Source organism: Synergistes jonesii (genome assembly GCF_000712295.1).
In the GTDB taxonomy this organism is placed as follows: Bacteria; Synergistota; Synergistia; order Synergistales; family Synergistaceae; genus Synergistes; species Synergistes jonesii.
This window is the reverse complement of the sequence record NZ_JMKI01000037.1, coordinates 20,552-32,505: the sequence shown is the minus strand read 5'-3', so window position 1 is coordinate 32,505 and position 11,954 is coordinate 20,552. Positions and strand designations below refer to the sequence as shown.

19 protein-coding genes and 1 other RNA gene are annotated in these 11,954 nt (G+C 52.4%); 19 read left to right on the top strand and 1 reads right to left on the bottom strand.

Translation table 11 applies throughout. From position 1 onward, the window contains the following. Nucleotides 1–14: 14 nt before the first annotated feature. The 14 genes from EH55_RS09105 (at nt 15) to EH55_RS09040 (ending at nt 6,073) form a co-directional block, all read left to right on the top strand. Nucleotides 15–287: a hypothetical protein gene (locus EH55_RS09105; RefSeq protein WP_037977013.1), complete on the top strand. Its 273-nt coding sequence runs from the start codon at nt 15–17 to the stop codon at nt 285–287. A 61-nt stretch (nt 288–348) separates the two neighbouring features. Beyond that, nucleotides 349–783, top strand: a complete 435-nt coding sequence (locus tag EH55_RS13545; protein WP_051682791.1) for a YopX family protein — start codon at nt 349–351, stop codon at nt 781–783. Beyond that, complete coding sequence (locus EH55_RS13540; RefSeq protein WP_051682790.1) at nt 780–1,223, top strand: hypothetical protein; 444 nt, start codon at nt 780–782, stop codon at nt 1,221–1,223. Before EH55_RS13545 ends, EH55_RS13540 begins: the two co-directional genes overlap by 4 nt. Before the next feature lie 236 nt (nt 1,224–1,459). Next, nucleotides 1,460–1,861 (top strand): DUF2188 domain-containing protein, encoded by a 402-nt coding sequence (locus EH55_RS09085; protein WP_037977006.1) that lies wholly within the window; start codon nt 1,460–1,462, stop codon nt 1,859–1,861. 156 nt (nt 1,862–2,017) lie between these two features. Further along, nucleotides 2,018–2,236, top strand: coding sequence for a hypothetical protein (locus EH55_RS09080; protein WP_037977004.1), 219 nt, complete (start codon nt 2,018–2,020; stop codon nt 2,234–2,236). Beyond that, nucleotides 2,233–2,607 carry a hypothetical protein gene (locus tag EH55_RS09075; protein WP_037977002.1) on the top strand — a complete coding sequence of 125 codons (375 nt, stop codon included), beginning with the start codon at nt 2,233–2,235 and terminating at the stop codon, nt 2,605–2,607. Before EH55_RS09080 ends, EH55_RS09075 begins: the two co-directional genes overlap by 4 nt. After that, nucleotides 2,604–3,719 carry a DNA cytosine methyltransferase gene (locus tag EH55_RS13535; RefSeq protein ID WP_051682789.1) on the top strand — a complete coding sequence of 372 codons (1,116 nt, stop codon included), beginning with the start codon at nt 2,604–2,606 and terminating at the stop codon, nt 3,717–3,719. Before EH55_RS09075 ends, EH55_RS13535 begins: the two co-directional genes overlap by 4 nt. Then, on the top strand, nt 3,712–4,179 hold the full coding sequence (locus EH55_RS09065; RefSeq protein ID WP_037977000.1) for a class I SAM-dependent methyltransferase: 468 nt from the start codon (nt 3,712–3,714) through the stop codon (nt 4,177–4,179). Before EH55_RS13535 ends, EH55_RS09065 begins: the two co-directional genes overlap by 8 nt. After that, nucleotides 4,176–4,409: a hypothetical protein gene (locus EH55_RS09060; protein ID WP_037976997.1), complete on the top strand. Its 234-nt coding sequence runs from the start codon at nt 4,176–4,178 to the stop codon at nt 4,407–4,409. Before EH55_RS09065 ends, EH55_RS09060 begins: the two co-directional genes overlap by 4 nt. Continuing rightward, nucleotides 4,406–4,582 (top strand): hypothetical protein, encoded by a 177-nt coding sequence (locus tag EH55_RS14445; RefSeq protein ID WP_160170740.1) that lies wholly within the window; start codon nt 4,406–4,408, stop codon nt 4,580–4,582. Before EH55_RS09060 ends, EH55_RS14445 begins: the two co-directional genes overlap by 4 nt. Then, on the top strand, nt 4,557–4,904 hold the full coding sequence (locus tag EH55_RS09055; RefSeq protein ID WP_037976994.1) for a DUF3850 domain-containing protein: 348 nt from the start codon (nt 4,557–4,559) through the stop codon (nt 4,902–4,904). The genes EH55_RS14445 and EH55_RS09055 overlap by 26 nt, the downstream gene beginning before the upstream one ends. Continuing rightward, the gene (locus EH55_RS09050; protein ID WP_037976991.1) at nt 4,891–5,166 is read left to right on the top strand and encodes a hypothetical protein; all 276 of its coding nucleotides are present in this window, start codon (nt 4,891–4,893) and stop codon (nt 5,164–5,166) included. The genes EH55_RS09055 and EH55_RS09050 overlap by 14 nt, the downstream gene beginning before the upstream one ends. Next, nucleotides 5,141–5,518, top strand: coding sequence for a VRR-NUC domain-containing protein (locus tag EH55_RS09045; protein ID WP_081839523.1), 378 nt, complete (start codon nt 5,141–5,143; stop codon nt 5,516–5,518). The genes EH55_RS09050 and EH55_RS09045 overlap by 26 nt, the downstream gene beginning before the upstream one ends. 75 nt (nt 5,519–5,593) lie before the next feature. Continuing rightward, nucleotides 5,594–6,073 carry a hypothetical protein gene (locus EH55_RS09040; protein WP_141730611.1) on the top strand — a complete coding sequence of 160 codons (480 nt, stop codon included), beginning with the start codon at nt 5,594–5,596 and terminating at the stop codon, nt 6,071–6,073. Between the two features lie 5 nt (nt 6,074–6,078). Here EH55_RS09040 and EH55_RS09035 read toward each other — a convergent pair whose 3' ends face one another. After that, nucleotides 6,079–6,513, bottom strand: coding sequence for a hypothetical protein (locus tag EH55_RS09035; protein ID WP_037976984.1), 435 nt, complete (start codon nt 6,511–6,513; stop codon nt 6,079–6,081). Between the two features lie 477 nt (nt 6,514–6,990). Between EH55_RS09035 and EH55_RS13900 the strand changes: the two genes are divergently transcribed. From EH55_RS13900 to EH55_RS13530, 5 genes are all read left to right on the top strand, one after another. Continuing rightward, nucleotides 6,991–7,049: hammerhead ribozyme type II (locus EH55_RS13900), an RNA gene on the top strand. A gap of 201 nt (nt 7,050–7,250) precedes the next feature. Continuing rightward, nucleotides 7,251–8,624, top strand: coding sequence for an SPL family radical SAM protein (locus tag EH55_RS09025; RefSeq protein WP_037976979.1), 1,374 nt, complete (start codon nt 7,251–7,253; stop codon nt 8,622–8,624). A gap of 208 nt (nt 8,625–8,832) precedes the next feature. Next, a complete protein-coding gene (locus tag EH55_RS09020) occupies nt 8,833–9,708 on the top strand; it encodes a ParB N-terminal domain-containing protein (protein WP_141730531.1) in 876 nt (291 codons plus the stop codon). Between the two features lie 16 nt (nt 9,709–9,724). After that, the gene (locus tag EH55_RS09015; RefSeq protein ID WP_037976975.1) at nt 9,725–10,210 is read left to right on the top strand and encodes a hypothetical protein; all 486 of its coding nucleotides are present in this window, start codon (nt 9,725–9,727) and stop codon (nt 10,208–10,210) included. 4 nt (nt 10,211–10,214) lie between these two features. Beyond that, the gene (locus tag EH55_RS13530) at nt 10,215–11,954 is read left to right on the top strand and encodes a PBSX family phage terminase large subunit (protein ID WP_051682788.1); all 1,740 of its coding nucleotides are present in this window, start codon (nt 10,215–10,217) and stop codon (nt 11,952–11,954) included.

Here is an 11,954-nt window from a genome sequence, read left to right as displayed (position 1 = left end):
AAAGGAGGAGAAAGATGGGAAGGATAAACACACGCACAGGCACGGGCAAAAGATACGTCTACAAGGGACGCACGCTCTTCGTCCGCGAATACGAGACGGTCAACAGCACGGCGTGGGGCGTTTATTTTGTGGACAAGAAAGGCTTTGAGCGCATGTACATGTCGCACAAAGAGCCCGCAATAACGCTCGGCTACCAGTCGGAAGAAAACGCGCAGTACGCGCTTGACCAGTTCGCCGCGGCGTACAGCCTGCCGGAAGCGGAGAGAACGGAGCGAGCCCATGCCTGAGCCATTGATCACCTTACAAAGAGTTCAGGTTTATACGGAATGGACTGAAAGGGGTAGGAAGATGCGGGAAATACTGTTCAGGGGGCATGACACAGAAAGCTGGCGGTTTGGCGAGTTCGCTTATACGACAGACGGAAAAACGGCTATAACCAACACAGAAGAGCAACTTCCGTTACGTTTTAAGACGGCAACGGTTGTAGACCCCGACAGCGTCGGACAATACACAGGATTTAACGACGCGCAGGGCAATGAAATATTCGAAGGCGACATAATCAGCTTCCCAGACTGGGTGACTGACGAATTCGGTGACTTCGTGCCGGTGAAAAACATAGCGCGCGTAATATTCAACACCGTCTCCGGCGCGTGGGAGATAGAAGACCCTCTGCATCGGCGCGGCTCCATAAGCCCGATGCTGAGCCTGCTGCCGAGGGACGGGCTGAAAGTCATCGGGAACATGTTCGAAAACGCAGAAATGCTGAAAGGAGAAGCGAAATGAGCAAGGGCGATGCGTTTGATTTCGCAGCAAAAATATTGCAGACGGGCGAGGGGACGGACCGTGAGAAATTCTTAGCCCGCGCGGTGGTGCGCCGCACGAACGAAGTCACCGAACTGGAAGAGACGCTCGACTACTCGGCGGCGGATATTGCAGAGCTGAAAGAAACGATAAAAGAGCAGGACGCACTCCTGAAACGGCAGGGGGTAGAGCTCGACGATGCATCGATGGAGCTTTCGGAGCTGAAAGACAAACTCCGCTGGCGCAAGCAGAGCGAAGAGCCGGCGCCGACGGGCGCGAAGGTGATTATCCGCTATCAGGATTACGACGAAATAAAGATGCGCATCGCGTGCATGGAAGATATGCTCGACCCAGACGGGGAGCCCTGCTACGCGGATATATGCTGGCGTCCGTTGGATTTGCCGGAGGAAGGAAAACAATGACGATGAGCATGATGGCGGCGGTAGATAAATGCTTTTGTGTCATAGGCTCCGTGCTTATGTACACGCTGTTGCTGTCGATTTCATTAGCATCGAACACCGACGACGCGTGGAAAGCGCACGTTGCGCTGTGTGAAATCATACTGTTTGCTGTTTTCCTTATTTATCCGTTCTTCAGACTGTTTTTGTATTTGTGGGGGACGTATTAGCAATCTAACAATTGGGGAGGAAATGAAACGATGGACGGGAAATGGATATACAACGACGACGAAAGCGGCGTTTGGAACAAATGCGATGAAGAGTATGACACGCGTGAAGAAGCAATAGCCGCGGGCAGGGAGGCGGCTAAAGAGCATGGCTGGACCGATTTGTTTGTAGCTCGTATGAAAGCTGTAGCGCCCGAAATAAACATCGACGCCCACGAAATACTCAACAATGCCGCCTGTGAACTTAATGACAGATACGGCTACTGTATAGAACTCGGAGAATCTTTTTTGTCAAGCATCACGGATACGGAGCTCTCTTTGTTGCAGGAAATGCTGGACGCCACGGTGGTGGAATGGCGAAAGAAGATAAATTACCAATCCAAGATGTTTATCTGCTGCGAGGTAGAGCAAATACCGCTTGGCGAGGGTGAATAAAAATGAGCCCGAGAAACATTATTTTCTTAGCCCCGTTAGTCATTTGTTTCTGCTACTTTTGCGTGCTTTTCTTCTGTCTTTGCTGCGAAATGATAGAGGGCAAAATGAAGCTGAAAGCCCTCAAATCTTACGTTGAAAAAGAAAAGGATGAGAAAAATGACATATCTTGAAAAAGTAATGCAGAGAATCAAGCTTGACAAGGAACTGCTGACGGAGGAGCTGGCGGACCAATTGAAAGAAAAATTTCAGCTTGCCGTAGCCGCCAACTTTTGCCCAGGCGATTTTATTATCGGCGGGCCTATGCAGATGAATCATACCTGCCCTAAATCTATCCATTGCTGGATTTGTTGGCATCAGGAGGCGGATGACAGATGACCCGCGATTTTGAGAGGCAATTCCCGCTGCCGTGGACTGTCGGGCATAACGAATACGGGACATGGGTGGCCCCATGCGCTTATAAGATGGAGACAGAAGCGGCTCGGCGGTCTGTCGAAAACGGCACGTATCCGATATGGAGCAGCAATGGATACCCCGCTCGGTATGAAGCCATCAGATACGCGGTCGCCTGCGCCAACCTCATGCCGGAGGCGGAGGACCTCATAAAAAGCTTCGTCGTGCTCTGTAAAGATTATAAGCTGACAGCCTCTATAAAATGCAACGGCGAAGAAGTTGACGCGCCGCTGATCAATATATTTCAGAGGGGCTGCGAGGACTTCCTCGCCAAGCTCAAAAGGGAGACGAAATGAAAGCGCTGTCGCTCTTCTCTGGAATCGGCGGGCTCGATTTGGCGGCCGAAGCGGCGGGGATAGAAACGGCCGCCTTCTGCGAAAAAGACCCGTTCTGCCGGCGGGTGCTCGCCGAGCGCTGGCCGGACATACCGATCCATGACGACGTATTTACGCTGAGAGGTGAAGACATTGCCGATACAATCGACGTTATTCACGGGGGGTTCCCGTGCCAGCCGTTCTCCGTGGCTGGACGGCAGCGAGGACGGGACGACGAGCGATATTTATGGCCGGAATTTTCGCGCCTGGTCGGAGAGCTTGAGCCTCTTTGGGTCGTTGCTGAAAACGTACCTGGAATATTCACGGACGACGTCGCCGGAGACGTTTGTGCGGACTTGGAGCGCCGCGGCTACTCCGTCGGGATATGGTGTTATGAAGCTGCGGCTGTCGGAGCGCCGCACAGGAGGATGCGCGTATTCTTCGTCGGGATACGGGAAAGTATGGCCGACGCCTGTGAAGAGCGACAACAACGGGGCTGCGAGCCTGGAATCTATGGAGAAGCGCCGAAAGAACCCACTGTCGAACAGTTTGCGGGACGCGGTCTCGGCGCAATGTGGGCCACGCCGACGTCCTGTGGAAACAACAACCGAGCCGGAGCGGGCCCCCACAGCGGAGACGGGCTCGCGACGCAGATAAAGCGGGAAGAAGCCTCGGGCGGGGTCCTCAACCCCGCCTGGGTAGAGCAGCTCATGGGTTTTCCCGAAGGCTGGACGGACCTCGACGTCGACGAGCCGCGTCCGAGGCGGGGCTGGCCCGCGCCGATGGGCATGGGAATGTGGGGCACCCCGAACGCGGCTCCCTGCGGCATGACGGCGAAGACGTCGGGGCGCCCGATCGAGAAAAGCACGCACCTCGAAACGCAGGTATATTGCGCGGGAATGGAGCCATATGGCGCGCCTCGCGCCCAAGCCGGCCAATACCCCTACGAATTCCCGCGCACGGTGAAAGGCAGCAAACGCCGGGTCGAACGCCTGAAAGCCTTAGGCAACGCAGTAGTCCCGCAGCAGGCGTACCCGATATTTCGGGCGATAGCGGAAATGGACGGGTTAGAAAGGAGCAGCGTAAATGCCTAAAATCCTCGACGCTTGTTGCGGAGCGAAAATGTTCTGGTTCGACCGCGAAAACCCCGACGTCGTCTACATGGACGAGCGCCGGCTCGAAACGACGCTCTGCGACGGGCGCACGCTGATAATCGAACCCGACGTCGTAGGCGACTTCCGGCGGATGCCGTTCCCAGACGGGACGTTCAGCTTAGTGGTATTCGATCCGCCGCACCTTGTCAAAGCCGGCGCCAAGTCATGGCTGGCGCTGAAATACGGAGTGCTCGGGAACGACTGGCGCGAAGATTTGCGCAAGGGCTTCGCTGAATGTTTCCGTGTACTTCGACCGGACGGCGTCCTCGTCTTCAAGTGGAGCGAAGCGCAGGTCCCGCTGAAAGAGATATTGCCGCTTGCCGGACATAAGGCGCTTTTCGGCGAACGAAGAAGTCGCAAACACTGGGTTGTGTTTATGAAGGGAGACGAAGAAAAATGAAACATTACACCGTGACCGAAAAGCAGCTCGACGAGCTGAAAAAGCTGCTGGAAAGTCTGGAAGAAACGCCGCGAGAAAAGGCAGACGAAGAAAACGAGTTGATCCAGTGTGAAGGCGGCGAGCCGATAGAAAGCCTTCGCGACATATTGTCTGATGCTCTCGCCGAGCCGCTGCGCGAGCTGAAGTTCCTCGTGGAAGACATCGAAGGACAGGAGGCGGCCGCCGAATGAAAGCACAAAAAGGCAAAATCGTCGAGTGCACCGAGTCTGAGCTGTACGCATACTATCTGCGCCACGGCTGGGACGACCTATATCCGTTCGACGAGTACAAGCGGAGATGTGAAGCGAACGGGACGAGAATTTTAGGGAGGGATAACGATGCAGACACATCACCTGAAGCTTGATAAATACTATTGGGACGCGGTCAAGAGCGGCGAGAAGTCATTTGAGGTACGCAGAGACGACAGGGGGCTTCAGAAAGGCGACCGTCTATGCCTCCACAAATACGACTGTTCTGATGACAACGGCGGGCACTCCTCCTATTATGAGGGCAGGTATATTCAGACTATCGGGGATTATGAAACGCGTACAAAAGAAGAATACGAATCAGACAAGATGTTCGCAGAAATCACCTACATACTTACCGGCGGGCAACACGGCATCGAGCCCGGGTATGTGGTCTTGGGGATAAAGCTGTTAAAGGAGCATAACGATGGCAATAATTAAATTCTGCGATAAGTGCGGGTGTATAGTACACGGCGTCAACCGCGGAGGAGACTCGGTAGTAACAACCTATACTGAAGGCGTTAAAGGCGCAGAGGGTAAAAGCCGGACAACGCGCCTATACCTCTGCGATGCGTGTCGTGTTGTGTTTTACGAAGCGGCAGCCGATTTTCACGCGGTGTTATTGGAGACGAAAGAAGAAGCCCGCCGCAAAATCATGAAGATGTGTGGGAAGACTGATGCCGAGGAGCATGCCGTCGTCTGACGGCTGCCCCTCCGAGCATCTCGAACAGGTGCAGCTCGTGGCCATGGTGGAAGCGGCCTACCCGCGCGAGGCGGCCATGCTCTTCGCCATACCCAACGGCGGAGACAGGAACGTATTAGTGGCCGTGAAGCTGAAAAAAGAGGGCGTCCGCCGCGGCGTGCCGGACATGTTTCTGGCACTGCCGCGCGGAGGCTGGCACGGGCTGTTCATAGAGATGAAGCGCAGGCGCGGCGGGGTCGTTTCGAGGGAACAGAAAGAATACATAGCGGCGCTGAACGCGGCCGGCTACCGCGCCTGCGTATGTAGGGGCTGCGATGAGGCGTTCGAGGCGATCAGGAATTATTTGAAATAATGGCGGGAGGGCGAGCTTTTGTCCAACAAGAAAAAACAGATGGTGATGCCGCGGAAAATGAGAGAGGTCATAGCGATGTTTGATCTGTTTATGGGGTATTATGCCCTGGGCCTTGCTTGTTTTATGGGGGAGGAGCCGCTTCCTTGCCGTGAGGATTTAGCGCTGATGATTACATATGCCACGCGCGGGAATGAGGACGCGGGGCGCGTGGACGGCGGCGAGAGAACCCCTTACGCGCAGACCATGTTGGAGAAAGCGGAGACCGTCGAGGGGCTGATAGAATATTTTGGGGGGATCGAGGTCTTCCGGCAAAGCTTCAATTTTTTTGCGAAACTGGAAAATGAAGCCTGTGCTAAGTCGTCCGGGCGCGTCAACCGCTACGATTTGCTGCGGGACTTGTCGTCTGTCGGCGGCAACCGATTCCCGAGCGTGGGCTCCGTCTCATTCCAATATCACATTAGCTCCCGCAACATGCAGGAGAAAAAAACTTCTGCGCTTCATCAGATAGCGCGCGATATTTATTACAAAAGGCTCGGCAACGGCAGCAAAAAATAGCGCCGTCAATCGGCAGCAATGTTAAATTGCTTCTTGAAAAACGTTATGGCGTCAGCCCCTTTGACCTGCCAATGGTAGCCGTCGTCGCTCTTTTGAGCTGGGAGCCCGCCTTCTTTGATGTGCTTGGCGACGCTGTGCTGCGTCACGTTGAAGACTTTGGCTATGTAGCGCGCAGAATATGCGGCGTCGGCGTCGATTTGCGCGGCCATGGCGCCCCATTCCGCGCTTGTAACAAGCCTGTGCTTTATAGCCGCTTTTTCTGGGTAGAAAATAAGCTTTTGGGCGACGTCTTCCGGTATAAGCCATGTATTGCCGGCCCGTATAACTCCTGGGACGTCCCCGCTCCTACACCGTAGTGTTACGTTATTCGGGTCAACCCCGTTCATCGCAGCAACGTCTTTAGCGTATAAGAATTTTTTCCCGTTGATTTCGATCGGCATTTTTTCTCCTCCCGTGTGCGTCGTTAATATTATATATGATATGCCATGGGGAAACAACAGATGATAAATAGGTCTATAGGCCTATATTATCTATTGACAAAACAATAGATGATACATATAATATAGGCAAGATGAGAGGGGCAAACGCCCTAACAAAAAGAGGAGGAAACGAGATGATAGGATCGGCGAAAAAAAAGAAAAACGTAAAGGTAGAATTTAACAGCACGTTCCACTTGGCGATGTCCGCCGTGGTTATCGGCGAAATAGACGATGACGGGCTCCGCGTCTACGTCTCAGACGCCGCCATTGCGCGGGCGGACAAAAAATTATGTGGCATGTCCGACTGTCTGTGCGGGGGCACATACCGGGCCGACGCCCGTTTAGTCGCGGGAGACATCCCGTTATATCGGTTGGATTGGGGCGTTTATACCACATCACGTAAGGATTACTACGCAAATCGCTGAGCAGGGGGGGATAGGTCGAAACGCCCCTCGGGGCGTCTGCCGGTGGGGCCGGCACTGATGAGACCGATGGAGGGGTGCGTTTTTTGCGCACAAAAAGGTGCGCAAAAAGGTGCAGAAAAAGGCGCACATTTTTATACTTTTTTTTGCCCTTTTTTTCGCCCTTTTTTTGGCCCCTTGCGTAACATTTGTGTTCGAGGTATAACTATGCTACGCAATTTTCCCAAAAACCAAAACCCCAAACAAAAATTTGAAAAATGGGAGGTGATTTGTGCATTGTTTTCGTTCGATTTCAACGACAACCCCGTGAAGCTCTACGGCATATGGCCGCAAACGCCGTTCCCCGTAGAGGTCAGTATCTATGGAGTGTGCAGCAATCAATGCTTTTATTGCTTCTCCAACCTCAATAGGGCCGCGGCGGGGCGTAAGCCGCACGAGAAAAATCCAATCGAAAAGGTTATCGCGGGAATGGAGAATGCGATGTCCGACGCGAAAAACCCAGTCGGGTATTTCTTGCGCAATAAGTATCCGGTTTGTTTTTCGAACACAACGGACCCGTTCATGCGCGAAGAGAAAATATATCGCTGCACGGAGGCGTTTTTGAAGTACGCGAAGAAGCGCGGACTTCCCCTTTGGATTCAGACGAAGGGGAATGTGCTCGTGGAAGAATTCGACCGCTACGCCGACCTTATCGTCCCGGGAAAAGACGCGGTCTACATCACGTTGACTACGCTGGACGACGATGTCTCGCGCAAAATAGAGCCCGGCGCGCCCGTTTCGACGGCGCGCCTCGAGCTCGTTCGCAAACTGTCGGATAGGGGTATTCCCGTAGTCGTCGCCTGCAACCCGTATCTCGAGGATTGGGCCGGAGACGCGGATGCATACTGCGTGGCGGTCAAGGCGGCCGGCGCGCGCGGCGTCTGGTTGGAGCAGTTGCACTTTTCCGGCAGACAGGCGGAAGAGATTGCGTCTGCATACAGAGGATACGTCCAAAAGGCGAACGTCTTTCCGATGTTCCACGTCAAACGGCTCAAAGCGTGGTACGCCGCAACGGAATATAACGGGCTGGACTTTTTCCCGTCGCCGTATTGGGATTCGTATTTCGGCGACAGAGCGATGTTCCCCGAATGCGCAGACCCCGCATGGTTTGGCGAGGCGGCGAAATTGTTCACGGTAAATTTCGATTTTGTCCGCCGGATACACGAGTCCAGTCTGAACGGAGCGCCTGTGTACGGGCCAGATTTCGAGGTCACGAAGGGCGCGCGCCCCGTGGCGTTTTCGTGGCGCCCGGTCGAAGAGTTTTTTAAAGAAATTGGGCTTGAAAATCCAATATTAAAGACGGCCCCGTTCTGGGTGCCGTTCAACGCGAAACAGGTTGCGGACCATAGAGAGTTCCGCGCGCGGCTGGGTGATGAAGCGCCGCTATATGAGATACTGCGGTATTTCTTCAATCACCCCGAAGATTGTCCCAATTTCCTGTGGTATGCAGCAATGGGGCAGATTTTGACGGATTTCGATACGAACACTTATCCGACGAACAGTTCAGGAGATCGTATCTATGTATACGACCCGTCCACTCGGCATCACGGGGAACGGGAGCACGATTTGAGTACATACATGAGAAAACGAAGCGATTATGTACATCTTTGACAGGGCCGGCTGAATTGCCGGCCCTGTTGCTGAAAGGAGGCGAACGCGATGCCCGGAGGCGGAGGCGGCGGCGCTGCAACGTATAGGCGTAGGCAGGTTAATCGAGCGCTGGGAGTAGGCGGTTACTTCGATTAATCGAAAGGAAAAACAAAGGCGGGGCTCTCATAGACTGCCTTTGTTTTATTTATTGTGGGGATAGCGAGGTAGTTTGATGGCCAAGGCGACAATCAAGAAAAAGCTTATAGCTCATGCGGAGACAATACCCGACGTCCGCATCCTTCCGATTTCGGAAGTGCATATAAACCCTGACAACCCGAAGAAGCCGCTCTCGGCAGACCGCAAGAAGGGGTTAAATACAAACCTTGACAAGTTCGGCATGTGCTCACCGATTCTTGTCGCGCCCCACCCTGATTTGGAGGGTGAATTTATTATCCTTGACGGCAACACCCGCTACGAAGAAATGACCAAGCGCGGGCACGGCAAGGTCCCCGTGCAGGTTTTATCGCACATAAAAACATGGGAAGAGATCAAAGAGTTCGTCATCACGTATGACCGCAACGTCAAAGCATACAACGAAGACATGGTCGAGGCTCAACTGCGCGAATTAGTTGCGGCAGGCGAGGATATTGATATGCTGGCGAGTCTGGCGAATATCCCCAACCTTGAAGACCTGTTATCCGGCGAAGCTGCGACAAACGAAGCGGCTTATGTCGATACGTTGTCGGTTGAAGAGCAGGACTCATTGCTGATAACCGGCCCGAAGTCGGCGATAGACGCTATCAAGCAGATGGTGAAGAAAATCAAAGGCAAGGCAGACAACGCCGTAAAGCTGCAAAAAGTGCTGACGGAATTGAATGCGGCGCTGCCGGAAGACGAAGAAGAATTGATTCTGCTGTTTCTTATAATCGCGGCGCACCTGTCGGGCGCGCTGACGAAAACGATAATCCCGTTTATTTCGAGAGAGCAAAAGGACGTTGTATTCAGAAAGGTACAAGAGTTTATCGCGCACGAGAGATTAACGGGCGATTTTGCTGTCAGCAGGGCTATTGAATACATGATTGCTGATTATGAGATAGGCACATAGATTGGGAGGTGGCGGAATGTCCAGCGCTGAGAAGGTTGCAACGAAAAAAAGAAAACAAAAAGAACATTATAAATGTCAAAAAGTTTCGACTGAGGAGATAAAACAGGGGTTGACCGTGAATTCTGGTTTTGAGTCTTTGACCGCCGTATGGTTGGGCGAGCTGAAGACAGCACAGAAGAAAGCGCAATATGAACTTCTGGGCAAGCCGTTTGACAACGAAAAAGACAAGGTGACTATATCGAGACAGGCGATCAGCAAAAGAATACAGATGAGCGAGACACTGAAAAAACACAAAGAGGACATTGACGAGTCTGTCCTTGATCTCGCGGAAAAGCATTTAATCAAATTGGTGTTGGCGGACGACCTTGGAGCGATTTGCTTCCTCCTGAAATGCAAAGGCAAGAAACGCGGTTATATTGAACGTCAGGAAATCACCGGCGCAGACGGCAGTTCGTTGTCGCCCGTGGAGCTGAACATAGCGTTTACCGATAAGGGCGACTAAGGAGATGCCTAAGAGCCCCCGAGTAACAATCAAATTTCACCCCGTGTATGAAGACCTGTTCCGCCCTTTCCGATATAAGGTTTACTGGGGAGGCCGCGGCGGTGGGAAAAGTTGGGCCATAGCGCGCGCCCTCGTCGCCATGGGGGCAAATAGAAAAATCCGCGTACTTTGCGCCCGTGAGATACAGCACTCCATTGCCGATTCCGTGCACAAGCTGCTCGTTGAACAAATATATGCGCTGAAATTGGAAAGCAGATACAAGATAACAAAAAATGCGATTTCGGGCATAAATGGAACGGAGTTCATTTTCAAGGGGCTGCGATTTAATGTGCAGGAAGTGAAATCGACCGAAGGTGTAAATGTGTGCTGGGTCGAGGAGGCTCAATCCGTATCCGAAGAGTCATGGAGCGTGTTGATTCCTACGGTGCGCGAAAAAGACTCGGAGATATGGCTATCCTTTAACCCACTGGACGAAGACGACCCGACATATCAGCGTTTTATCGTACATACGCCGCCAAACGCAGCGGTCCATAAGGTCAATTGGTCAGAAAATCCGTGGTTTCCAGACGTGTTGCGGCAGGAGATGGAATATCTCAAGAGAGTCGATTATGAAGCCTATCTCCATATCTGGGAGGGCGAGGTGCGTCGAATCTCGGATGCCATCATTTTCCGCGGTAAATATGTCGTCGAGCCTTTCGACACGCCGCGAAACGTCCGTTTTTTCCATGGGGCCGACTGGGGCTTCGCTCAAGACCCTACTACGTTGGTGCGGTGTTTTGTAGACGGTAAAAAGCTTTACATCGACAGAGAAGCATACGGTATCGGCGTAGAACTTGATGAAACGGCGCAGCTTTTCGACAGCATAGATACGGCGCGAAGCTGGCCTATCAAAGCGGACGCGGCGCGACCGGAAACTATAAGTTATATGAAAAAGCAGGGATTCAACATCTCTGGGGCAAAAAAATGGCAGGGTTGCGTCGAAGACGGCATCGCCCACATCAAGGGATTTGAAAAGGTAGTCATTCACCCGCGCTGTAAGCATACGATCGATGAATTCAACCACTATTCGTACAAGGTGGACAGCCAAACCGGCGATGTCCTGCCTATCGTGTTAGACAAGAATAATCATTGCCTTGTTGCCGGAACGCTTATCATGACTGAACAGGGCGAAAAGCCTATCGAAGAAATTACTACCAACGATAAGGTATTAACACGTCGGGGCTATAAGCCCGTGCTTTGGGCGGGCGCATCAGGCCATAATTGCCGAGTTTACAAAATAACAACGGATAAAGGCAATTTTATAGTAGGAACAAAAGAGCATAAGGTATGGACAAAACGCGGGTTCTGCGCAATAGCGGACTTATGCCCCGAAGACGAGGTGCTTATATGTCAGAGGTCAAGAGCGAATATATCGAAAGCCGATTTTGCAGTAACAACTGCAAAAGCCAATGGAGGCGGAATAATCACATTGACGATATTGTCAAAAATTGTGAGTTTTGCGGAAAGGAATTTACAACAAACAAATATAGCAATGTCCGATTTTGCAGTAGGTCGTGTGCAAACTATTACAAGTGGCGGCTGTGCAAGTAAGGTTTATGACCTTACAGTGGCGGATTGCCACGAATTTTTTGCAAACGGAATACTTGTCCATAATTGCGTCGATGCAATCCGCTATAGCCTCGACGGCTATATCAGAAAGAGAAATCAGCATTATGGAAGTATAGAAAAGCCGGCCGGTTGGTAG